The 25,234-nt window shown below is 61.6% G+C and carries 11 protein-coding genes; 3 read left to right on the top strand and 8 right to left on the bottom strand.

All coding sequences use genetic code 11. From position 1 onward, the window contains the following. Positions 1-9: 9 nt before the first annotated feature. The 3 genes from rraA to ppsA form a co-directional block, all read right to left on the bottom strand. On the bottom strand, positions 10-501 hold the full coding sequence (rraA, locus tag ACTYOL_RS08805; RefSeq protein WP_054892472.1) for a ribonuclease E activity regulator RraA: 492 nt from the start codon (positions 499-501) through the stop codon (positions 10-12). Positions 502-623: 122 nt separating this feature from the next. Then, positions 624-1,589, bottom strand: coding sequence for an alpha/beta fold hydrolase (locus tag ACTYOL_RS08800; protein WP_444757790.1), 966 nt, complete (start codon positions 1,587-1,589; stop codon positions 624-626). Between the two features lie 167 nt (positions 1,590-1,756). Then, positions 1,757-4,132 carry a phosphoenolpyruvate synthase gene (ppsA, locus tag ACTYOL_RS08795; protein WP_054892474.1) on the bottom strand — a complete coding sequence of 792 codons (2,376 nt, stop codon included), beginning with the start codon at positions 4,130-4,132 and terminating at the stop codon, positions 1,757-1,759. Between the two features lie 181 nt (positions 4,133-4,313). Between ppsA and ppsR the strand changes: the two genes are divergently transcribed. Beyond that, complete coding sequence (gene ppsR, locus ACTYOL_RS08790) at positions 4,314-5,132, top strand: posphoenolpyruvate synthetase regulatory kinase/phosphorylase PpsR (RefSeq protein ID WP_054892475.1); 819 nt, start codon at positions 4,314-4,316, stop codon at positions 5,130-5,132. Between the two features lie 123 nt (positions 5,133-5,255). Here the strand turns inward: ppsR and ACTYOL_RS08785 are convergent, their stop codons facing one another. Then, the gene (locus tag ACTYOL_RS08785) at positions 5,256-10,121 is read right to left on the bottom strand and encodes an NAD-glutamate dehydrogenase (protein ID WP_444757789.1); all 4,866 of its coding nucleotides are present in this window, start codon (positions 10,119-10,121) and stop codon (positions 5,256-5,258) included. A 331-nt stretch (positions 10,122-10,452) separates the two neighbouring features. Between ACTYOL_RS08785 and ACTYOL_RS08780 the strand changes: the two genes are divergently transcribed. After that, on the top strand, positions 10,453-10,806 hold the full coding sequence (locus ACTYOL_RS08780) for a hypothetical protein (protein ID WP_063543983.1): 354 nt from the start codon (positions 10,453-10,455) through the stop codon (positions 10,804-10,806). Positions 10,807-10,950: 144 nt separating this feature from the next. Beyond that, positions 10,951-11,649, top strand: a complete 699-nt coding sequence (nfi, locus tag ACTYOL_RS08775; RefSeq protein ID WP_082420915.1) for a deoxyribonuclease V — start codon at positions 10,951-10,953, stop codon at positions 11,647-11,649. Here nfi and ACTYOL_RS08770 read toward each other — a convergent pair. From ACTYOL_RS08770 to ACTYOL_RS08755, 4 genes are all read right to left on the bottom strand, one after another. Beyond that, entirely contained in the window at positions 11,633-12,499 is an 867-nt protein-coding gene (locus ACTYOL_RS08770) for a hypothetical protein (RefSeq protein WP_444757788.1), read from the bottom strand. The two genes, nfi and ACTYOL_RS08770, sit on opposite strands and share 17 nt — an antisense overlap. Positions 12,500-12,968: 469 nt before the next feature. Further along, a complete protein-coding gene (locus ACTYOL_RS08765; RefSeq protein ID WP_444757787.1) occupies positions 12,969-13,193 on the bottom strand; it encodes a hypothetical protein in 225 nt (74 codons plus the stop codon). Positions 13,194-13,821: 628 nt separating this feature from the next. Further along, on the bottom strand, positions 13,822-14,391 hold the full coding sequence (locus ACTYOL_RS08760; RefSeq protein ID WP_186711736.1) for a hypothetical protein: 570 nt from the start codon (positions 14,389-14,391) through the stop codon (positions 13,822-13,824). Next, positions 14,388-25,151, bottom strand: a complete 10,764-nt coding sequence (locus ACTYOL_RS08755; RefSeq protein WP_444757786.1) for a two-partner secretion domain-containing protein — start codon at positions 25,149-25,151, stop codon at positions 14,388-14,390. Before ACTYOL_RS08755 ends, ACTYOL_RS08760 begins: the two co-directional genes overlap by 4 nt. Positions 25,152-25,234: the final 83 nt, after the last annotated feature.

Raw genomic sequence — 25,234 nt, 5'->3', positions numbered from 1 at the left:
CGCGGCGCATCACTCCGGCATTTTCAGGGGGCTTGGCGAGACGATCACGCCATTGTTGTCGGCGTAGATGTATTCGCCGGGGCGAAAAGTGACGCCGGCAAAGCTGACCACGACGTCGAGGTCGCCAATGCCGCGCTTGTCGGTCTTCATCGGATGGCTGGCCAGGGCCTGCACGCCGACATCGGTCTGCACCAGCACATCCACGTCACGCACACAGCCGTAGATCACCAGGCCTTCCCAGCCATTCTTCGCCGCTTTTTCCGCGAGCATGTCGCCCAGCAGCGCCCGGCGCAGCGATCCGCCGCCATCGACCACCAGGACCTTGCCCTTGCCGTCGAGCTCGACCTGCTCCTTGACCAGGGAGTTGTCCTCGAAGCACTTGATAGTGACGATCTGGCCGCCGAAGGAATCGCGGCCGCCGAAATTGCTGAACATCGGCTCCAGCACCTGGACCAGGTCCGGGTAGGCGTCGCACAGGTCGGGCGTTACGTAATGCTGCATGAGAAGCTCCTGTCAGTCACAACGAAAGCGGGTATCGGGCAAGGCTACACCCTGAAGGCCGTTGCAGTCATCCGGGACCAGGCAGTCAGTTCGGCGCTACGACTTGCCCGCGAATGACCTGCTTACTCAATTGTGGCGGGCGGCGCCTGAACGTCGCTCAGCCAGCGCGCCACCAGCGGCCACACCTGCGTCTGCGCCGCCTTGCTCACCAGCATGTCGACATGCCCGAAGGCTTCGAAGCCCTCTTCACGGCCCAGGCGCAGGAACTGCTTGCGTTCATCGCCCCACTGCTCGAACAGTTTGCGACAGGCCCAAGCCGGATCCTGGAAATCCGCCGCACCCGCGACTGCCAGCAGCGGTACATCCATCTGCGCCAGCCCGGCCCACCAGTCTCGGTCCTTGACCCCGAAACGGCCGAACAGGCCATGCCAACGCAAGCTTTCCAGGGCCAGCCCGATCGGCTCGTCCTCCGGCCCACGCTTCAACCTGGGGCCGGAGAGCTGGGCAAAACGCTTGACCAGCAAGCGCGCACCCCACGCCACTGGCGGCACTTTCAACGGCCAGTAGACCCGGCTGACCTGGGTGCCGAACAACGCCACGCTGGCCACGCAGGCGCTGTCCAGGTAGCCGCCACCCAGTGCGGCCGCCAAGGTGGTGCCGCCCAGCGAATGGCCAATCCAGTGCGGCGCCTGGCCGGCCATTTCCTGGACGAAGGCGCCGATCACCGGCAGGTCGAAACGCACGTAGTCGGCCACGGTGTTCTGCCGCCACTGGCGGTTGCGCGGCGACAGGCCATGCCCGCGCATTTCCGGAATCCACACGTCGAAACCGGCACGTGCGAGGAAAGCCCCCAGGCCAATGCCCTTGGGCGAATACCAGAAACGACGATTGGAGAAACTGCCGTGCAGGAGAATCACCGGCACTCCGGGGGTGGAGTGTTGATCGGCAAGCCCGAGACGGGTCAGGGCCAGTTCGACACTGGCGTCGGGGCTGTTGCCCGCCTTGATCCGGTAAACGTCTTCACAGAGGTCGCCGCGGCGCTCGGCACTGAGCAGGGCCACGGGAAAAAGGGTGCTGCTGCTTTGCATGGATTCACAGAATGAAAAGGGGAAACAGGAAGGGGAAATGCCACGCTGAACCTGGTCTGCAGCGCATTCGCGGGCAAACCCGCTGCCACAGGGCTCGGTGGCAGCGGGTTTGCCCGCGAAAAGGCAGAAACGCGGAGCGCGTCAGGACGCGCCCCGCGCCGGTTACATCAAGCGGCGCCCTGACCTTCGGCCAGGAAGAACCAGGTCTCGAGTACCGAGTCCGGGTTCAGCGAGACGCTCTCGATGCCCTGCTCCATCAGCCACTTGGCGAGGTCAGGGTGGTCCGATGGGCCCTGGCCGCAGATGCCGATGTACTTGCCGGCCTTGTTGCACGCGGCGATGGCATTGGCCAGCAGCTTCTTGACCGCAGGATTTCGCTCGTCGAACAGGTGGGCGATGATCCCCGAGTCGCGGTCCAGACCCAGGGTAAGCTGGGTCAGGTCGTTGGAGCCGATCGAGAAGCCGTCGAAGTATTCGAGGAATTCTTCCGCCAGGATGGCGTTGGACGGCAGTTCGCACATCATGATCACGCGCAGGCCATTGTCGCCGCGAGCCAGGCCATTCTCGGCGAGCAGGTCGACGACCTGGCTGGCTTCACCCAGGGTGCGCACGAACGGCACCATGATCTCGACGTTGGTCAGGCCCATCTCGTTGCGCACGCGCTTGAGGGCGCGGCACTCGAGTTCGAAGCAGTCACGGAACGACTCGCTGATATAGCGCGAGGCACCGCGGAAGCCCAGCATCGGGTTTTCTTCTTCAGGCTCGTAGAGCTTGCCGCCGATCAGGTTGGCGTACTCGTTGGACTTGAAGTCCGACAGGCGCACGATCACCTTTTTCGGGTAGAACGCTGCGGCGAGGGTGCTGATGCCCTCGACCAGCTTCTCGACATAGAAGCCCACCGGATCGCTGTAGCCAGCGATGCGCTTGTCGACGCTCTCTTTCAGCTCAGGCGGCAGGCCGGCGTAGTTGAGCAGAGCCTTGGGGTGCACGCCGATCATGCGGTTGATGATGAACTCCAGGCGCGCCAGACCCACGCCCGCATTGGGCAGTTGGGCGAAATCGAAGGCGCGGTCGGGGTTGCCGACGTTCATCATGATCTTGAACGGCAGCTCCGGCATGGCATCCACCGAGTTCTGCTTGACGTCGAAGCCCAGCTCGCCCTCGAAAATGAAGCCGGTGTCGCCTTCGGCGCAGGATACGGTCACGCCCTGGCCATCTTTCAACACCTGGGTGGCGTTGCCGCAACCGACCACGGCCGGGATACCCAGCTCACGGGCGATGATCGCGGCGTGGCAGGTGCGTCCGCCACGGTTGGTGACGATGGCGCTGGCGCGCTTCATGACCGGTTCCCAGTCCGGGTCGGTCATGTCGGAAACCAGTACGTCACCTGGCTGCACCTTGTCCATCTCGGACACATCGTGGATCACGCGGACCTTGCCGGCGCCGATACGCTGGCCGATGGCGCGGCCTTCGACCAGTACCGTGCCCTTCTCTTTAAGCAGGTAGCGCTCCATCACATTGGCGCTGGCGCGGCTCTTCACGGTCTCGGGGCGAGCCTGCACGATGTACAGCTTGCCGTCGTCACCGTCCTTGGCCCATTCGATGTCCATCGGGCGCTGGTAGTGCTGCTCGATGATCATCGCCTGCTTGGCGAGTTCGTTGACCTCGGCGTCGCTCAGGCAGAAGCGCGCACGCTCGGCACGGTCGACCTCGACGGTCTTGACCGAACGACCGGCCTTGGCTTCGTCGCCGTAGACCATCTTGATCGCCTTGCTGCCCAGGTTGCGGCGCAGGATGGCCGGGCGGCCTGCCTGCAGGGTGTTCTTGTGCACGTAGAATTCGTCAGGGTTGACCGCACCCTGCACGACGGTTTCACCCAGGCCGTAGGCGCCGGTGATGAACACCACATCGCGGAAGCCCGACTCGGTGTCGAGGGTGAACATGACGCCAGCGGTGCCGGTTTCCGAACGCACCATGCGCTGCACGCCGGCCGACAGGGCGACCAGCTTGTGGTCGAAGCCCTGGTGCACGCGGTAGGAAATGGCGCGGTCGTTGAACAGCGAGGCGAACACTTCCTTGGCCGCGCGGATCACGTTGTCGACGCCACGGATATTGAGGAAGGTTTCCTGCTGGCCGGCGAACGAAGCATCCGGCAAGTCTTCGGCGGTCGCCGAAGAGCGCACGGCCACGGCCATGTTGTCGTTGCCGGCAGCCATTTCGGCGAAGGCGGTGCGGATTTCGGCGTCCAGACGTGCCGGGAAATCGGCCTCCATCACCCACTGGCGAATCTGTGCGCCGGTCTTGGCCAAGGCGTTGACATCGTCGACATCCAGCGCGTCGAGCGCGGCATGGATGCGGTCGTTCAGGCCACTTTGTTCGAGAAAGTCGCGATACGCCTGAGCCGTAGTGGCAAAGCCGCCCGGCACCGATACGCCGGCACCGGCAAGATTACTGATCATCTCGCCCAGGGATGCGTTCTTGCCCCCCACATGCTCCACATCATGGACGCCGAGCTTATCGAGGGAAACTACGTACTCTACCAAGGTGATCTCTCCACTAACTGTATTGGAAAAGCTCAAGGGCGCCCGCCTGTCGACTCTGCGGCTGGGCCGGGACGCTTGTGGCCTGGACCTGGAAAATAAGTGAGAATGCCGAACGACCGCGTTCGGCAAACCGAACCTATCATATCCAGAAACATTCGGCAGCTTAAGGCCTCAGGTGCAAATGAAACGATCCGCGTTCTTCATCTCCGACGGTACCGGCATCACGGCCGAAACACTGGGCCAAAGCCTGCTGGCGCAGTTCGAAAGCATTCCCTTCGCCAAATTCACCCGCCCCTACATCGATACGCTGGACAAGGCGCGCGCCATGGTCCAGCAGATCAATGCCGCGGCCGAGCGCGACGGTGTGCGCCCCATTATCTTCGATACCATCGTCAACCAGGACATCCGCGAGGTCATGGCTACGTCCAATGGCTTCATGATCGACATCTTTTCGACGTTTTTATCCCCGCTCGAGCAGGAATTGACCGCCCATTCGTCGTATTCCGTGGGCAAATCACACTCGATCGGTGGCAATTCCAACTACATGGAGCGCATCGAGGCGGTCAACTTCGCCCTGGACAACGACGATGGTGCGCGCACCCATTACTACGACAAGGCCGACCTGATCCTGGTGGGTGTGTCGCGCTGCGGCAAGACACCAACCTGCCTGTACATGGCCATGCAGTTCGGCATCCGCGCCGCCAACTACCCGCTGACCGAAGACGACATGGAGCGCCTGCAGTTGCCAGCGGTGCTGAAAAAGCACCACAACAAGCTGTTCGGCCTGACCATCGACCCCGACCGCCTGACCGCCATTCGCCACGAACGCAAACCCAACAGCCGCTATTCGAGCTTTGCCCAGTGCGAATTCGAAGTGCGCGAGGTGGAGAACCTGTTCCGCCGGGAGAACATTCCCAACATCAACTCCACGCATTTTTCGGTGGAAGAGATTTCGGCGAAGATTCTCGTGGAGAAAGGCGTGGAGCGGCGGTTCAAGTAAGATCGGCGGAAGCCTTTTAGCGGGCAAGTCGCAGCGGCGAGCCACAGCCCACAGGGCCGCTAGAGACGAACAAAAAAAAAGCCCCGGCATTGCTGCCGGGGCTTTTTCATTTCAGGGCCAAGGTCAGGATGGAATCACCACCGACTGCCCACTCAGCGCCAGGTCGACCAGCTCGCGGTTGGCCACCGCGTACATCGCATAGTCGGTGCCTGTGGCGTTGCGCAGGTCGTCCAGCATGGCGCGCCAGCGCTCGACCATCACCCGGTGCTGCTCGGCCCACAGGGCCACGCGGGCGTCCATGTCGTCCGGTGCATCGGCCATCTGCAACACGGAAATGGTGATCGCGCGCTGCTGCAGGTCGATGTCGTCGCGGAACGCCTCGCGGGCCAGGGCCTGCCAGTTGTTCTCCACTGGCAGGTTGCTGATTTCCTGCAGGTACCAGGTCAGGTCGAGCGCGCTGCCCACGGCGAAGAACGCCTTGGCCACCTGCGCCGGATCGTGACCGGTGACATCCGAAGCTTCGATGATCGGCAGCAGAGTGTACAGGTGAGTAGTGCCTGCCACCATGCGCGCCAGCAACTCCGGCACCCCGGCTTCGACGAAGCCCTGGTAGCGCGCCTGCCAGCGTTCGCGGGTCGGCCCTTCCAGCAGTTCGTCGAGCTTGAGCCCCAGTTGCGCGATCTTCGGCCCGAAATGGGCAGCGTCACGACCGGCATCCTGCTCGTTGCGACGGCTGCGCAGGAACCAGCGGGTGGCACGACGTCCCAGGCGCATCAGCTCGTCCATGAGGGTCAGCTGGATCTCGGCGGGCACCTGGTAGTCCAGGGCCTCGATCTGGCGGAACCAGTGCGGCAGGTGGAAGATGTCGCGCACGATCACATACGCACCGGCAACGTTGGCCGGGCTCATGCCGGTGGACTCCTTCAGGCGCTGCACGAAGGTGATGCCCATGTTGTTGACCAGGTCGTTGGCGATCTGGTTGCTGACGATCTCGCGCTTGAGGCGGTGACGGCGCATGGCCTCGGCGAACTTGCTGACCAGTGACGGCGGGAACGCCGTCTCCATGTCACGGGTCAGGTAGTCGTCGTCCGGCACCAGCGACTTGAGCAGTTGCTCCTTGAGGTCGATCTTGCTGTACGAAATCAGCACCGACAGCTCGGCACGGGTCAGGCCCTGGCCAGCCGCCAGGCGTTCGGCCAGTTGCTCTTCGGTCGGCAGGAACTCGATGGCGCGGTCCAGCTTGCCCCGCGACTCGAGGTCGGCCATCAGGCGCTTGTACTCGGCGATCCGCTCGCGGGCGCGGCGGGCCGCCAGCGACAGGGCCTGGGTCTGCTTGTAGTTGTTGCCGAGCACCAGCGAGGAGACTTCCTCGGTCATGCTGCCCAGCAGCTGGTTGCGCTGCTTCTCGGTCATGTCGCCAGCCTGCACCACTTCGTTGAGCAGGATCTTGATGTTGACCTCGTGGTCGGAGCAGTCCACGCCACCGGCGTTGTCGATGAAGTCGGTGTTGGTGGCGCCGCCCTGCAGACCGAACTCGACGCGGCCGAGCTGGGTCATGCCGAGGTTGCCGCCCTCGCCCACCACCTTGCAGCGCAGCTCGTTGCCGTTGACGCGCAGGGCGTCGTTGGCCTTGTCGCCGACATCGGCGTGGCTTTCGCTGCTGGCCTTGACGTAGGTGCCGATGCCGCCATTCCACAGCAGGTCGACCGGCGCCTGCAGCAGTGCATGCAGCAGTTCGGTCGGGGTCAGGCGGTCGGCTTCGATGGCGAAGCGTTCCTTCATCTGCGGGCTGATGGCGATGCTCTTGGCGCTACGCGGGAAGATCCCGCCGCCTTCGGACATGATCGCGCTGTTGTAGTCGGTCCAGGCAGAACGCGGCAGCTCGAACAGGCGCTTGCGCTCGGCGAAGCTGGTGGCCGGGTCCGGATTCGGATCGACGAAGATGTGCAGGTGGTTGAATGCGGCCACCAGTTGCAGCTTGTCGGACATCAGCAGGCCGTTGCCGAACACGTCGCCGGCCATGTCGCCGATGCCGACCACGGTGATCGGGTCTTCCTGCACGTTGATGCCGCGCTCGCGGAAGTGGCGCTGCACGCCCACCCAGGCGCCACGGGCAGTGATGCCCATGCCTTTGTGGTCGTAGCCAGCCGAACCACCGGAGGCGAAGGCATCGCCGAGCCAGAAGCCGTAGTCGTTGGCGATGCCGTTGGCGATGTCGGAGAAGGTCGCGGTGCCTTTGTCTGCGGCCACCACCAGGTAGGGGTCGTCGTCGTCATGACGCACCACATTGGCCGGCGGCACCACGCCCCCGTCCTTGAGGTTGTCGGTGATGTCGAGCAGGCCACTGATGAAGATGCGGTAGCAGGCGATACCCTCGGCGGCGATCTCGTCGCGGCCGCCACCCAGTGGCAGGCGACGCGGCAGGAAGCCACCCTTGGCGCCGACCGGCACGATCACCGAGTTCTTCACCTGCTGCGCCTTGACCAGGCCCAGCACTTCGGTGCGGTAGTCTTCCTCGCGGTCCGACCAGCGCAGGCCGCCGCGGGCGACGTTGCCAAAGCGCAGGTGCACGCCTTCGACCCGCGGCGAATAGACGAAGATCTCGAATTTCGGTACGGGCTTGGGCAGCTCGGGAATCAGGCGCGGGTTGAACTTGAAGCTGAAGTACGACTTGCTCTGGCCAGCGGCGTCGGGCTGGTAGAAGTTGGTGCGCAGGGTGGCCTTGATCAGGTCCAGGTAGCGACGCAGGATGCGGTCCTCGTTGAGCACCTGGACGTCGTCCAGGGCGGTGAGGATCGCCTGCTCCAGGCGCTGCTGCTTGTCGTCCAGGTCATCCTGGCCGAGCTTGCGCGCGAGGTAGAAGCGGGTCTTGAACAACCGCGTCAGCTCGCGGGCGATGTCGGTGTGGTTGTTCAGGGTGCTGGCGATGTAGCCCAGATCGAAGCCCAGGCGGATCTGCTTCATGTAGCGGGCATAGGCGCGCAGCAGTGCCACATCGCGCCATGGCAGGCCAGCGGTGAGCACCAGGCGGTTGAACGCGTCGTTCTCGGCGTCGCCCTTGACGATGTGGATGAAGGCATCCTGCAGGGTGTCGTTGAGCTGCTGCAGGTCCAGGTTCAGGCCTTCGCTGTAGGTGAAGGCGAAGTCATGGATCCAGAACTCGCGACCGTTGGCGTGGCGCAGGCGGTACGGGAATTCACCCAGCACGCGCAGGCCGAGGTTCTCCAGGATCGGCAGCACGTCGGACAGCGCCAGCGGCGTGTCGGCGTGGTACAGCTTGCAGTGCAGCTGGCGCTCGCCCAGTTGGGTGAGTGGCTGGTAGAAGCTCATGGCCAGCGGCTTGGCTTCGGACAATGCCAGCACATGCTGCATGTCCACCACCGCCGAATGCGCGGCGAAGCGCTCGCGGTAACCGGCCGGGAAGCCCTTGGGGAAGTCGGCGAGGATGTTGGTGCCCTGGGCTTCGCCGAAGTTCTCCACCACCAGCGCGGAGAAGTCGTCCTGCCACGAGCGGCAGGCCTGGATCACTTCGTTTTCCAGCTGCTGCGGGTCGATGTCGATGCGGTTCTTCGGGTCGACCCGCAGGATCAACTGCACACGCGCCAGCACCGACTCGGAGAAGAAGGTCCAGAACTCGCAATCGGTAGCCTTCAGGCGCTCCATCAGCACCTGCTGGATCTTCTGGCGCACTTCGGTGGAATAGATTTCACGCGGCACGTAGGCCAGGCAGTAGCAGAAGCGGCCGTACGGGTCCTTGCGCAGGAATACGCGGATCTTGTTGCGTTCCTGGATCTGCACGATCGACATGGCGGTGTTGAACAGCTCGTCGATCGGGGTCTGGAACAGGTCGTCGCGCGGCAGCACTTCGAGCACCTGCGTGAGTTCCTTGCCCAGGTGCGCCTTGGGGTCGAAGTGCGAACGGCGCTCGATCTCGGCGACTTTCCCGCGGATGTACGGGATGGTGTACACGCTTTCGCCGTACACCGTCGAGGTGTACAGGCCCATGAAGCGGCATTCCTTGATGACCTTGCCATCGGCATCGATCTGGCGGATCGACACGTAGTCCGGGTAGGCCGGACGGTGTACGCGGCTCGGTTGCGAAGCCTTGGCGAACGACAGCAGGCGCGGCTCGCGCAGGTAGCTGACGGCGTAGTCCTCGATGCGCAGGTCTTCATTGCTCAGGCCGCTGCGCAGCACGCGCGGCAGGCCGAGGAAGGACGATTCGTCGTAGACCAGGCTGCCGCCGGCAGCGTCGGACTCGACCACGAACTCTTCATAGCCGAGGAAGGTGAAGTGGTTGTCCAGCAGCCAGGTGAGGAAGCTCTGCACCTCGGCCTTGTCGTTCTGCGCCGGGCCGAAGGCGTTTTCGCCCACCAGCGCCAGCAGGTCGCGGACCTTGGCCTTCATCGGGTCGAAGTCGGCGACGACGACGCGCACATCGGCCAGTACCAGCTCCAGCTCGCGGGTCAGGCTGGTCAGCTCGGCGGCATTGGCGCAGCGGTCGATCTCCAGGTACATCAGCGACTCGTGGCTGACGCCTTCACCCTGGGTGCCCTTGGGCAGCAGTTCGAGCAGCTCGCCCTTCGGCCCGCGGCGGGCGCTGAGCACGGTGGTCTGCAGGGTGTGGATGCTGTAGCCGCGGCGGTTGAGTTCGGTGCGTACCGAGTCGACCAGGAACGGCAGGTCATGGTGCAGCACTTCGACCACGGTGTGCGTGGATTGCCAGCCATGGCGTTCGTAGTCAGGGTTGTAGACCCGCACTTGCGCAGTGTTCGGGTCGAAGCGCTCGATGGTGCGCCAGGCAGAGAGGGTGCAGCCGGCCAGGTCGGACAGCCGACGCTGGGTGAGTTCGTCCAGAGAGATGATGCCGAAGAACTGTTCGGCGAACAGCGCCACTTGTGGCAGGGACTGCTCGCTGATGTGCTGCGCCAGGGCCGCCTGCAGTTGATGCTGGAAGTCGGCTTTGCTGGCTGCGGTGAAAAACGCCATCTGTGGTACTCCGCTTGGGCTTTGTTATAGGTGAAGCGTCGTGTACGTGCGCCATGTACGGATCAACGATAGCCAACCCGTAGCAGGAAGACGGTAAAACCAAGGCGTAGGACGCTTCCTTCGCGTCCATGTTCCAGGGATGGGCAGCTGCAAAGACGACTGCCGGTGGCTGTGTCTTTACGGTTGTCCATCAACTGGGCAGCTTAACGACTGAGCGGTCATCCCGGCTTGCAGCGCTGCGACATATTCGGTCAAAGGGCGGTAACATTGCGTTTATGCGCAAGGCCCAGACTGGCACAATCGCATTTCATTTCCTTGAACCGAGCTGCCCATGCAACTGAAAACCGCCCTGCTCTTCGCCACCCCCTGCGATGACGAGGAAGACAACATGGCGACCCTGTGCTGCCACAGCGACAAGGGCCAGATGTTCCTGCTCACCCGCTATCCGGACGAAGACACCGTCGATCTCACGCTGGACGACGAACCGTCGACGCTGGACGGGCTGAAAGTGACCTTGAGTGCCGAGCGCCTGCTGATCGAGGTTTCACCGGGGGATCGGGATGCACTCAGGGGTGATGAATCGCTGGAGATCCTGCTTACGTCGGCCGGAAGCGATCTGGAGGAAGTGGCGCTGACGCTGCGCAATATTCTCGAGGGAACGGGGACGTTCGTTTCCGAGATCTGAGACGGCGCCCCGTTGCGGGTTAGCCCGCACAGGGGCAAGGAAGCGTCGACAGCGCACACAACAAAGGCGACCCAAGGGTCGCCTTTGTGTAGTTGCCGATCAGCGCGACAACCTCACCCATTTGATTTAGCGAGAACAGTCCACATGCAGCCAGTCATACAACACCCTTGGGATATAACCCCAAGCGAGGCTATCGATCTACAGATACGACTATCTAAACTTGTAGTCAAGCAAGATCAGCTTGGGCCTATTTCTAGTATCGCAGGCATTGATGTCGCCTACCACAAAGAAAACGATACACTCATAGCCTCTATTGTTGTGGTTGACGCAGAAAGCCTGGAAATCATCGAAGAGCATGCATGGTCGGGTACGACTTCGTTTCCCTATGTGCCTGGTCTTTTTTCGTTTAGAGAACTGCCTTCTATCGTAAAGCTCTTATCGGCTATAACCCACCGACCTGACCTGATCATCTGCGACGGGCAAGGTATAGCTCACCCTCGTCGGTTTGGCTTGGCATCGCATTTGGGGGTACTTTATGACATACCCACTATTGGATGCGGAAAAAGTCGCTTCATTGGTGAATACGCACCTCCGCTTAATGAAAGGGGATGCCAATCAGGCCTGTTCGACGGCGACAAACTAATCGGGGCCGCGCTCAGGACTCAAAAAAATGTAAAACCCGTGTTCGTTTCAATCGGCCACCGAATCTCCCTTGAAACTGCCTGTCACTGGGTATTGAATGCAACACGCCACTATCGACTACCAGAAACGACCCGGCTTGCAGATCGATATGGAAGGCAGTTCTACGAACAGAACAAACACCCCATCACCCCTCCAAACTAACCTTCCGATTATTTAAATATACGTCACATTCGGGACAAAGTACCTGAAACTGGACGCACCCTTCACGCCACCAGTCAACGCAATCCTTAGCAGCCACAACTTTCAATACACTCAACTGCTGATAATTTTTCAAACACTGCAGAATTTCCGGTGTACCATTGACACCATCCAGCTCTAACTCTCTGATACAGCGCTCATTGCCCCCCATAAAAATGTAATCAACCACAGCCTTGTCAATACCATCTCCAATGAGTGAAACCCGGGACGCATACTTAAGAGACGAGAGCTCCGCTTTATCACGCAACACAGGAAACCTTATGCACCCGATCACTTGCGGTAGTTTAGAAAAATAGTCACCCAACAGAGTCAACCGCGTCAGACCTTCCAATGAAAATATCAAGGAAAACATGAAAATATTATTCTGGTGAACCGTCATCGCTTCCAGTCCACCGCCTTCGAACCACCCATAACTCTGTGGAACATCCTCCCCGATCTCGACAGTTCGCAACTGTCCATCTGGGAAATATGTTACTTCCTCTATCACCCAGCCATATTCATACAAGCGCTCGCTGACACATACATCACCACTGAACTCATAGGAAAATCCATTGTAGACACTATCCCCCCAATAAAACTGCTCCCCCGTATAGTCTCGCTCCATTTCGATACTATTACGCACCTCCCCAATAATAAACTCGCTGCGGTAGACATCAACATAGCGGCCATCTTCATACATACCTCCTCCAACCACATGACCATTCGAGAACTCCAACACTCCCCCGGTGTAGGGTACGCCCCGAAAAGTCCACAATCCGCCCTGGTTGCTTATCGCATTTCTTTTGATAATCATCAGAGCTTCCTTCCGGTAATCACATCGGCATCCTTCAGTAAACCGCTACAGTTTGAGCACGCCTCGAATTTATCCACCTGCCCCTGCTTCGGTGCCAGCTTGTAGGTGGCCACTTTCACATCATCAATTGATACCTTGGGGTACCGAGTCCTTATTCCCACTAAACTGAAAGGGATCTTTTGACCAGATTACGCTGTTGAGTAAGACGGAGCTCTGCGGGCGAAACCAATCTTTGAATTTATTAAGCCCAATTGAATCAAGGGCAATAAATTTCATCTCACCTTTTCGATACGACACATTCGAAGTCTTTAGCTTTCCAAACCCTTGAACTACATCTCCACGCTCTATTCTTGCGTCTACAAGCAACTGATCCGACCAAATACACAATTGGCATCCTAGATAATTTTAGCCCCCACAAATTACGCCTCTCTAAAGCCCAGAAAAACCCAACACAACCACAAATTAAAAATCAGTCGCTGCGCTTTTTTTTAACCTCTACCACCTTTGACTTCACCCATATCCCTAAAGCAACTGGAACCCCGCAAGACAATCCAACAATAATAGACTTATGAATCTCCTTCCAACCAAATACCCAACAATCAAACTTATAATAACCAACAATCGACCCTACAAGGTGCCCCACCACCCCAACTCCAAAAAAAAGCAATACAGAATACACCAACAACACAGCCATCAAAAAAAAAACCAACTCTTTCCAGCTTCACTTTTTATCCCCTACAGAACTGACTTGTCCCCCGACGACTTCGGAAAGTACAGAGCCAGATACGTTGCCATATATATCCGCTGCTTCTCCGACAATTGGCTTTAACTGACCAGACACTACTTGCCCTCCCTTGAAACCCATCAAGCCACCCAGAACTACTCCCAGAAGTGAATACGTCGGATCTTCACCCTTGATCAAACTTCCTAAATAAGACCCACCCGCCCCAGCGCCGAGAGTGAACCCTAACCCTCTGCCTTGAGTGGCCCCGCCAACAGTAGCAGCAATTGATGCATCCACGTAACTAAACGGCTTATCGGTGGATAACTGATCACCGATATTCGCTCCGTCGGCTGCTGGGCGCCACAAACACACCTAATGTGCCAGGAGCGTAAACCCAACCGGCGACATAATCATGACCTGGTTCCTGATGCCCATAGCTTCTTGTTAGGGGCTGTCTGAAATGTGTCTGCTCGAAAGCCAGACAAGGCGAAACGGAGCGAGAAACGGCCGGGGCTGCGCCCGACTGTACTGGAATACGTGAACGTTCCGAGCCCATTTCAATATAGCATGAGTGAGCCCAGATATATTCAGGCAGAGCTTAGATATCATTTGTTTTATTTTGATGATCAAGTTTATTCAAAAGCGCCTTTCTTTTGTTATCTTTACGCTGAGCCCTGCTATTCTCTCTCATTTCTTCTACTGAAAAACCTATGCGCCCCCCCATTTCCTGATATAGCAGGCAAGCAGCCTCCCCCTCAGCAACATATTCAACCAAAAAGGGCGTAGGAGGGGCATCTTTATTGCGAACTCCAGATTTTAAAAAGCTCACATATTCGCTCAGCACATCAGTGGCTTGTGCCACCGTCATAATGACTTGAAGTCCATCGCTATACTCACACTCCAAATACAGGTGGCCTTCAGCGTATCCCATATGGTGCGCATTTCCAAACCCCAAGTATTCGGCATGCCCTTGAAGCCCACATGCACTCAAACGATCGATCAATGCTTGAGCACTGGCCGTACCACTCACATCATCACTCAACCAACCAACAATTTCGCGCACCCCTACAGGTATTTGCTCGATGCGCGCTCGCTCGCCATGTTCAGACGCGCCCAGATCATAAAATCCAAATATCGACCAATGAGGATATACGATACCTAAATTCATATTTTTCTATCCTTTCCATACACAGGCCACGCTGTGGCCCCCGTACCATCCGGCTTACCGTAGTATCCCTCTATTCTCACGCCACTAGGTGAAATCCCTCGCCACCGTTCAGTACCAGCTATAGGAGATGAATTCCTGAATGCACCCTCGATCTCTACCTGAACTTGCCGCTTGCTCCACTGCTCAGGGAAAAATGTTGTCTCTGCTTTCTTCGGGGCCCAGCTATTCGTCAGAGGATCGCGTATAGAGACATACCCTTTTGAAACACCAAATTCATCAACTTGACCAGTGATTCGAGTCACATTGACATCAGGAGACCTTAAATAATGACCACCCGTCCCAACCCTCTCACCACTCCTCAACGTATTTACTCCACCGTCGAGGATATGATCAAAGCGTATAAACGCCGTTGCGTATAACGTCTCTGTCTGTTGCCGCACCAGCTCCAGTGGGGTAGGCGACGGTTTGAAATCTTCTAGGTATTTTCCGGTATTTGGTGAAACTGCAAGAGCTGGGTCATTCCTGATAACGCCCGGGTTTCCTGGTCGTGTGGAGGCAGCGTCGCCGATTGCAACCGCCCCACCCTTGATGGCAGGAATCCCCAGTGTAGCCATCCCCAGCAGGCCGGCCACCATATTACCAGCGGCATTCCATCCATCACCATCAACCGCTTGCTTGGCACCCTGGGTAAACTGCAGCGCCCCGTTGGTCGCCGCTACAGCCCTGATCGTGCTGCCGATAGAGCCGGTCAGGAAGTAGATCGCAGGATCACCCAGGTTGGCCAAACCTTGCTGCTGCTCGCCAATGCGCAGGCTGGACTTGGCATCAAGGTAGGTCTGCTCGTCGACGCTACGGTCCCGGGTCCAGGCCAGGTTTTCAACCAGTCCCATTTGGCTGCGCTGAGCATCTGCCCACGCGAGCTTGTCCTGGCTGCTACCTGCATAGGGATAGCCATAGCCCAAGGTCTGCTCACCACTGAGCAAACTGGCGACACTTGCCTGGACGGTTGCCAAGCTATGGCTGATACCCAAGCCATTTTGGGCATCCAGTTTCCTGACGGCATCCAGTCTCTCGAAGGCATAAACCTGCAGGTATGCCGCGAGCTCGACCTTGTCATCCTGGCTAAGCAATGAGGGATCGCGCTTGTAGAGTTGCAACAGCTTGTCGCTACGCTGATCCGCGCCTTCCAGGTTGACCAGATCACGCGCGGCGTCCATTCCGCCGTCTTTGCGATAATTGTCCCTTGCCTCGTCTCGCTGCTTAGCCGAGTGGTCTCCGAGGAAGTTGTATTGCGTGCCGTTTTTGGCTACCCATGCCGCTTTGTTCAACGAGCTGGCGTCAGCATCCTCCTGACTAGCCGCCGCCAGCACCCCGACGATCTGCGAGCTCATGGTCAGCAGGTTTTCATTTCCCCCAACCAGCTTGTTGAGCTGTACCACCAGCGCTTCATTCGCGCCGGCCGCCAAGGCACCCGTTTTGAAGTCACCGCCAGTGGCCTTCGACAGCAAGCCACCCACCATCGCATGGATGGCAATCTTGGGAAGGCTGCCGTTCTCGATGCCGAACTGCTTGGTGTAATCCCCCACCGCATTGAAACTGGCTGCCGCCAGCGTATTGAACAGCGCGCTTTTCAACGCATCGCTGGCACTGCCGCCCTGCCCAAGGGCTTTGCTCAGCAGCAGGGAGGTGCCATTCTGCAACGTCTGGTTGGCTGCGAACTGACCTACGCCTTTGATCGTGTACAGTTTCGGCCCCAGGACTTTGCCCGTGACTGGGTCAGTTTTCGTTCCCGTCCAGCCATCGAAATAGGCCGCTGTCAGACCTGCAGCCACACCCGAAATGACATAGCCTTTCATCGCATCGGAGGAGGTCACATCCTTGACCACAGCCCCCAGATTGCCTCGATTATTGACGACGCTTACCGAAGCATTGGTCGCAGCGCCCGTGGCAACGGCCCCGACGGCGGCGCCAGCGACACCGCCGTTGGCCCAGGCCGCTGCGGCAGGGCCCACGACGGCCGCCATGACGATCGCAATCGCGAGCTGAGCAGCCGGCCCCAGCCCGGAATTGCTGTACTTGAACGAATCGTGGATTTCTTTGACCTGACGCCAGTCCACGCCACCTTGTGCTTCGACCTGCTTGAGCCAGGCCAGCTTGGGATCAGCCTTGACCATGGCATCGATGGACTCGCTCACCGTCTGCTGGTTGACCTGGCGCACATCCACATGAATCTTGCCAACAGCATTGATCACCAGGTCGCCTTTAGCGACCAGCTCGCTCTGGCGAACCGTTTCATCCGTACGGCCCTCGCCCTTCATGCTGAACCAGCCAACGTTGGACTTGCTCTTCTCGTGACTCTCCTGATGCAGGTCCTTGACCGCCTCGAACGTCACCGCGCCGCCACTATCGATGGTCAGGTCAGCACCCGAGGCGAGCTTCGCCCCCTGGTACAACTGATCACCACCGCTCTTGAGCGTCAGATCACCACCGCTGCTGACTTCGCTGCCCACCGCCTTGATGTCGGTGACTTCGTCGCGCTGGGTCTGCTTGCTGCCCCAGCCGCCTTTCTTGCTCATGTCGTACAGCGAGTACTGGCTGTCGTTGGCCGCCAGCAGCTCCAGCTTGTCGCCGGCCACCAGGTAGGCTTCCTCGCCGGCGCTGACTTTGCTCGCCACCAGGCGCAGGTCACGTCCGGCGTCGATGGCCAGGTCGCCACCGGCCTTCACCACGGCAGACTGCTGCTCGACGTCATCCTCCTGCCGCTCGTACTTGGTCTTGCCCTTCTTGCCCTTGGCGTAGCTGTGCTCCTCGTTCGCCGCAGCAGCCAGGGTCACGTCGCGGCCGGCCTGCAGGGCCAGGTCGCGGCGTGCCTCGACTTCGCTGGCGACGATGCTCAGGTCCTGGCCTGCCGTGGCGGTGAGATTGCCGCCTGCGCTGATCTCGCTGCCATACTGGGTGATGCTCGTGTCGTGGCCGCTGACACGGCGGCGTTGATACTCGTGGCTGTCGACGCCTTCCTGGCTGACGATGGACAGGTCGCGACCGGCATCCAGCCTGATATCGCCACCCGCCTTGAGCACCCCGCCCACGTTGCCGATATCGCGCCCAGCGGTGATGGTCAGGTCGTTCGCCGCCTCGATGCGTGCTGCAGTGTCGACCAGGTCCTTGGTCACATGCTCGCCACCGGCCCGGCCTTCCAGGCGGGTGACGCTGCGCTCGTTGATCACATCGCCGGTCAGCGCGGTCAGGCTCACTTCACGACCGGCGATGATCCCGCCCTGGGCGTTGCGGATCGAGTCGGTGGCGAGCATGTCCAGGCGCCCGCCTGCTTCGATCAGCCCGCTGTTGCTGATGTTGGTGGCGCTGGCGGCGAGGTTGTTGGTGGCACGCAGGGTGCCGACGTTGACCAGGTCGCCGCCGCTGATCAGGTTGACGTCACGGCCCTGGATCAGCGCGCCGTTGGGGGCGACGCGACCGTTGGCGTGGGCCAGGTACAGCACTGGGGCCAGCACCTTCTCGCCGTTGACCTCGACCTGCTCCATCCAGACGATGTCGTGGGTCAGCGCGGCGACCTGCTCGGCGCTGAGCGACACGCCTACGCTCAGCGACAGCTTGTCCTTGCTGGCGATGGCGTTGTCCATCAGGTAGCGGAACAGCGTCTCGTCGCTGGTCATGCCATCGATGTAGCGCTGGCCGGTGCGGGCCACCACGGCTTCGCGGATCAGGCGTTGTTCGTAGAGGCCGTCGCCCAGGCGCTTGATGGCCTGGTCCGGATTGACGTCGAGCTGGCCAAGCAGGTAGTCGGAGCTCAGGAACTGCTTGAGGTCGGTCAGGGCCGGGTTGGTCTCCACCAGGTATTTGTGCGAGGTGCTCGGCACGCTGCGCTCAGGGACGCCCTGGACCAGTCGAACACCCGCTGCCAGGCCATCCAGCGCCACACCGGCGCCGCTGACGGCGCCTTGGGCCGCAGCCGAGCCTTGGGCGGACAGCGTCTGCGCCGCACGGTTGTCGGCATTGGTGGTGCTGGCCAGCGGTGAGATGAAGGTGCCACTGCCTGCTTGGGTATGGTCGGCGGTGGCGCCCAGGGCATCGCCGCTGATCGCGGCCTGACCGGTCTGGGTGCTGATGCGGAACAGGCCGTTGCTGCCTTGCGGCAGGCTGAAGCTGGGCAGCGTGACCGGGTTGACCTGGCGCTGGGCGAGGTCGGGCGGCAACTGCGGGTTGAGCGCGCGCACCTGGGTCTGGGCCTGGCGCGGATCAGCCGTGGCATCGCCACGGGCCCCGATGGTACCGGCGCCGGCCTGATTGACGCGCACCACGCTGTTGTCGATGCGCTGGGTGGCGTTGATGGTCACGGCGCCAGCTGACTGCACGACCGCCGGGGCAACCACGGCGCCAGCGATCGGCGTCCTGTTGTCGATGACGTCGTAGATGCTGTACTGCGGATACCCCGCAGCGGCCATGACCTCGTCGAGGGTCAGCGAGCCGGGGTTCTGGTTGAACTGGTTCTTGGCCTGGATGAACGCGTTGTACTGGCCGCGATCACGGGTATACATGCTCGCGGTGAGGTTGCGCTGCTCGCCTCCACCGGCGCCCTTGTTCTCGAACACCGCCGTGTTGATGGCGATGTCACCCGCCGCCGAAACGCTGCTGTAGTGGTTGCGGAATGCGTCACCGGCGAAGGTCAGCTTGCTGCCGGTGGTGATGAAGGCGGTGGGGGTATCGCGGTCGATGACGTCTTCCCAGCTTTCCGTTGCCGAGAAGTACAGCTCGCAGCCCTTGCCCTTGCAGCGGTCGTCGGAATAGACGTTGACGTTGCCGGCGACCAGTTTCTTGGTCGAGCTCAGGAATTCCTTGCGGTTGAGCAGCGTGTCCACCGCCAGGGTCATGTTGCCGGCGCTTTCCACGCTGCCGGAGATGTTGTCCAGCAGCACCGCGCGGGCACTGGCGTTGCCGGCAAGATCAAGGCCACCAAGGCTGTAGATATCGCCGTAGTAGTTGCTCAGGCTGCCGACGCGCAAGGTCATGTCATTACCGCTGAACACCAGGCCGCGCTGGTTGCTCAGGCTGTTGGCGGCGAGCTTCACCGCCGCAGCGCCACCCAGGGTGCCGCGGTTTTCGAGGCTGGCGGCCGTCACTGTCAGGCCGCCCAGGGCGGTCAGGCGACCGTCGTTGCTCAGCAGGTTGCGCGCGGTCACCGCTGTGTCGGCGCCACCGGCCAGGCTGGCGGTACTGGACAGGCGGATATCGTTGGCGCCCAGCGTCAGTGCGCCAAGGCTGCTCAGGCGACCATTGCCGTCATAGTTGCCGGTCAGATCCAGTTGCAGGCTGCCATCGCTGGCCAGCAGGCCATGGTTGGTCCAGTCGCCGCCCCGGCCCTTGAGGCTCTCGACTGCCAGCAGCTTGCCGCTGGCGGTCTGGACGAAGCGACCGATGTCCAGCTCCAGGCGCCGGGCTTGCAGCACGCTGCTGTTGGTCCAGCTGGCAGCGGCGATGCTCAGCAGGCCATCGGTGTGCAGTACGCCACCGGCCTGGGTGACCTTGTCGGAGGCCAGGCCGAAGCTACCCTGGCCGGTGTGCAGCAGTTGCCCGCCGCTGTTGCTCAGGCCACCGATCTGCAGGTCGAGGTCTTGGTTGGCGGTGGCCAGCACGCCGTTGTCGTTGAGCAGGTTGCCCGCGACGATGAATCGGCTGGTACCGGTCTTGCCAAGGGCGCGCAGATTGCCGCTGCGGTTGTCGAGCTCGCTGGCGCGCAGTTGCAGCTCGCTCTCGCTTTCCAACTGGCCGAGGCTGTTGTAGAGCGCGCCGCTGAGGCCAAAGTCGATGCGCCCGGCGCCGATCTTGCCGCTCTGGTTGAACAGTTGCTGGCCCTGCACCTTCAGCAATCCGGCGGCGTACAGGCCACCGCCGCGGTTGTCGAGATCGGCGGTGACGATCTTGCCGTCACCGCCCAGCGCCGAAATGTAGCCGCCCTGGTTGTTCACCTTGGCGTCGGCTGCAATGTCCACGGACTGCGCCTGGGCGGTACCGCCAGCGTTGTCGAACAGGTCGCTGAAGACGCCCTTGAACAGGCCTTTGGCCGCGCTGAGCATGCCATTGCCACTGTTGTCGAGGCTCGCCGCGTGCAGTTCGAGGTTGCCTGCCTGGCTCTCCAGACGACCGCCGCGGTTGTCCAGGCGCTTGTCCAGGCGCACATCGATATCGCCTTGGCTCTTGAGCGTGCCGGCCTGGTTGTTCAGGGCAACGGCATGGATGTCGAGCTTGCCGTGCTCACTGAACAACAGGCCATCGTTGCCGTTGAGCAGATCGCCGCTCAGGCGCAACACCAGGTTCTGCTGGCTGGCCAGATTGCCACCGTGGCTGTTGTCCAGCGTGCCCGAATCGACATGCAGCAACCCATGGCTGATCAGCTTGCCGCCTTGGTTGTCGACACGCACGGCCTTGAGCAGCAGGTCGGCGCCACTGACCAGGCGCGCATCGTCGGTATTGAGCAGTGCATCGGCCAAGGTCAGGTCGAGCGCCGCGCGGCTGACGAGCTGGCCCTTGCCGTTTTCCAGACGCTTGCCGGCGACGCTGATCGCCTGGCCGTTGATCTGCCCGCCCTGGTTGTCGATGACGGTGCTGTCCTGGTCGAGCGTCAGGTCACCTGTGGCGGAAATGAGGCCGCCGCTGTTGTCCAAACGATCGCCGACACTGAGGGTGATCGCCTGCTCCGAGGAGACGATGCCCTTGCGGTTGTCCAGGCTGGCCGCCGTAACCTGCTGGCGGCCCTTGCTGACCAGAGCGCCCTCGTCACGGTTGTCGAGGGCGCCTGTCAGGGTCACGGTAAGATCGCCGTCCTTGCTCGACAGTGTGCCCTCGGCGCTGTTGTTCAGGTCGCTGCCGGTGACCTGCAAGCCTTGAACGCCGGACATCAGGCCCTTGGTGCTGTTGTCCAGCTGTGCCGCCTCTAAGGTCAGCCCGCCGTCGCTGAGGATGCGGCCCTGCTGGTTGTCGATGCGCTTGGCGAGCAGGCTGAAGGACTGCTGGCTGGTGACTTCGCCAGCGCTGTTGTCGAGCTTGCCCAAGCGCTGGATGATCAGCGGGCCATTGGCACTGATCAGGCCGCCCTGGTTGGTCAGGTCGCCGCCGTTGAGGTCGAGGTCGAGTTTCTGTTCACCGATCAGACGCCCCTGGCGCTGGATCAACGCACTCACCCGCAGCAGCAGATCGCCCTTGGCGGAGATCTCGCCGCCCTCGCTGGAATCGACCTGCCCGGCCACCAGTGTCAACTCGGCATCGCTGTGGATGCGACCGCCGCGCTGAAGGGCATCGGCGCCGTTGCGCACGTCGCCCGTGGTCAGGGTCATGGCCTGCTTGCTGCTCAAGGCGCCGCCACGGTTGTCGAGGCCGTCGCTGGTGACGGTCATCGCCGCCTGGCTGATGAGCTGGCCGCCCTGGTGGTTATCCAGTTGTCCGGTCGTGACGGTCAGGCCGGTGTTGCCCGACAGCAGGCCGCGCTCGCTGTTGAGCACACCTGCACTGGTGACGGTCAGCGCTGCGGCGGCAGAAAGGATGCCCTGGTCGTGGTTGTCGAGTTGACCGTCGATCACGGCCTTGAGGGCCTTGCCGCTGGCCAGGGTGCCGCCGCTGAAGTTATCGAGGCTGGCAGCCTCGACGTCGAGATCGTGGCTAGCCGACAACACGCCCTTGAGGCTGTTGTCCAGAACACCGGCAATGCGCAGGGTCAGGTCCTGGGCGCTGATCAGGCGTCCGCCACGGTTGTCGAGGCTGTCGGCAATCAGGCTGAAGCCGCGGTCGCTGGAAATCTCTGCGCCGTTGCGGTTGTCCACCGCGCCGATCTGGCGCAACAGCAGGCTGCCTGGCGAGCGCAGCAAGCCACCGTCGCGGTTCACCAGTTGGCCGTGCTGCAGGTCGAGGTCGATGCCGGTCCCGCTGACCAGTTGCCCGTGGTCATGCTGGTCAAGGCCGGTCAGCGTCGCATCGATCTGGCCGGAGGCACTGATGCGACCACGGGCGCTGTTGTCGAGCTGGGTGACGACCAGCAGCAGGCTGCCGACACCGATGTTGCCCTTGGCGCTGTTGTCGATGGCGCCGCTGCGCAACTGGGCATGGCCAACTGCACTGATGGCGCCGCCCTGGCTGTTGTCCAGGCGGGCGGCGTCAAGCACCAGCCCGGCATCGGTCACCAGAATGCCGCCCTGGTTATCCAGCAGCCCTTGGCTGGTCAGGCCCATGGCAGCGATGGCCGAGACCTTGCCGCCCTGGCGGTTATGCAACGTGCCGGCGTTCAGCGTGAGGGTGCCGTCACTGACGATGAGGCCGGCGTCGCTGTTGTCCAACTGGCCGTCCAGGGCCAGCTCGATATGCTTGTGGCTGCTCAACCGGCCGCCGTTGTTGAGCAGTTCGGTGCCTTTCAGGCTCAGGCTGTCGTAGCCGCTGAGCAGGCCCTTGTTCTGGTTCAGCAGGCGCTGGACGGTCAGGGTCAGGCCACGGTCGCCAATGACCTTGCCAGCCTGGTTGTCCAGCAGTGCGCTGGCGTCGAGCACGACCTTGCCTGCGCTGGAGATCTCACCCTGCTGGTTGAGCACGCGCGCCGCGCGGATGTCGACCAGATTGGTCGCGCCAATCCCGCCGCCGTTCTGGTTGTCGATCGTGTTGGCGGTGAGCAGCAGGCTGCCCAGGCTGGTCAGCCTGCCGCCCTGCTGGTTCAAGGTGCCCAGGTGGGCTTCGAGGTCACCCTTGGCCGTGATGTTACCCAGGCGTTGATTGTCGACTTTGTCGGCGATCAGCTCGAGGCGGCCATCGCTCTGCAGGTGGCCGGCATCGCTGTTGGCCAGGCTGGCAACTTCGATGTGGGCCTTGCCCTTGGTGGTGGCTACGCCCTTGTCGCGGTTGTCGAAGTCCCCGCCGGTGACGGACAGCGAGCGGTCGGCAAGCACCAGACCGCCACGGTTGTCGAGGCGTTCGCCATGCAGTGAGAGATCGCCGACGCTCGACAGCATGCCGTTGTCGCGATTGTTCAGGGTGGCCACTTTGACGGCCAGTGTGCCGTCGCTGAGCAGGTTGCCCTTGCCGCTGTTGTCCAGGCCCACGGCTTTGAGATCGAGCAGGCGCTTGGCCGAGATCAGGCCGAGGCGGTTGTCGATGTCGGCGCTGGCGACGATCAGCACGTCGCCGCCCAGCATCTGCCCGCCGCTGTTGAGCAGCCCGGCGGTGGTGATGTCGAGGCGATCGGCCTTGAGCTTGCCGCCGTTCTGGTTGTCCAGCAGCGCGCGGGTGGTCAGCTTTGCCTGCTTGTCGCTGCCGATCAGACCGTTGGCGCGGTTGTCCACCTGGGCGGCGGTGACCTGCAGATCCCCCTGGCCGACCACACGACCGCCACGGTTGTCGAGGTTGCCGGTGATATTCACCACGGCCTGGCCCTTGCCTTGCAGCAGGCCTTGCTCACGGTTGTCGATCGTACCGCCCGTGGCTTTCAGGGTGTCGTCGGCCAGCACCTGGCCTTTGCGGTTGTCCAGCAGGCCTGCGGTCAGCGTGGTGTTGCGGCCCTTGAGGCTGCCACCCTGGTTGTCGAGCGTGGCGCTGCTGTCGATCTCGAGGTTGCGGTTGGCGACCACGCTACCGCGGTTGTGCAGGGTCTGGCCCTTGAGGCTCACGTCGCCCTGGGCGTTGCGGCTGTTGTCTGGCTCCACGCCGGCTTCGATGATGCCCTGGTTGTCGATCCGCGCGCCCTGCACGCTGATGCTGCCCTTGGCGGCGAGGCTCTGGCCGACAGTCACATCGTCACGCACACGCACGGTGGCGCTGCCGGCGGTGTAGGTCTTGCCGGTCAGCTCGGCGCTTTGCGCGGCAATCTTCAGGTCGCCGGCGCTGGAGGTCTGTGCAAGCGTCACCTTGCCGTTGGCGTCCACCTGAATATCGCCGGTGGTAGCGGCCATGTTTCCAGCCAGCTTGACGCCCACGCCCTGCTCGGTGCCGACCAGGCGGATGGTGTTGGCATACATGCCGCCCAGCGCCGAGCTGTCGATGGCCAGCAGGGGCTTTTCGCTGCCGTCATCGGCACGCGGGGTGGCCTGCAGGGTATCGGCCTGGACGTCGTTGCGCCCGGTGACGATGTTCAACTGCTTGGCATGCAGCTCGGTATTGAGCTTGGCACTGCGGGTGATCAGGTCGAACTGGTCGAGGTTGGTGGCGTTGAGCGCATCGCCCTCGATGGCGATGTCGCCGCCATCGACCTGGAAGCGGTCCAGGCGCTCGCCGTCCATGATCGGCTTGCCGGTGGTGAGGGTCGCCCGTGGCGTGTTGATGAAGCCGCAGCCGTTGCAGGTGATGCCGTGGGGGTTGGCGACGATGACCCGGGCCGCCTGGCCCGCCACCTCGGTGTAGCCTTGCAGGGTACTGCGGTTGCCGCCGGTGACCTGATTGAGGATGACCTGGGCCGCCTGCCCCCTGAGATTGGGGTTGCCGACGATGATGCCGCCCAGTTGAGTCGACTGGGTCTTGCCGGTGGCGTTGTTGAGGATCAGCCCGTTGCTGCCGACGTTGTAGTCACGGAAGGTGTTGCTCGACAGGCCGCTGCCGTTGGGGGTGGCGATATTGACGATCGGCACCCCGTTGCCGGCCTGGTTGATGCTGGTGTTGGCATTGGCCGCCGCATCGACGGTCAGCTGTGCAGCCGTGCTGACGATGGGGTTGAGAAACATCACGCCAGCAACGATCAGGGCGATGCACTGGTTCAGTGGGGTGCGGATATCCATGTCGAACAAACTCCAGTCGCAGCTCAGGCCAGTTGCCGGCCTGCCCCGCAAGGGGCAGCGATGTCACGGGTAATGGGTAGGGG

Source organism: Pseudomonas sp. A014 (assembly GCF_052378495.1).
GTDB lineage: Bacteria > Pseudomonadota > Gammaproteobacteria > Pseudomonadales > Pseudomonadaceae > Aquipseudomonas > Aquipseudomonas machongensis.
Note: the sequence above shows the minus strand (reverse complement) of the source record. Positions and strands in the feature narration are given on the sequence as shown.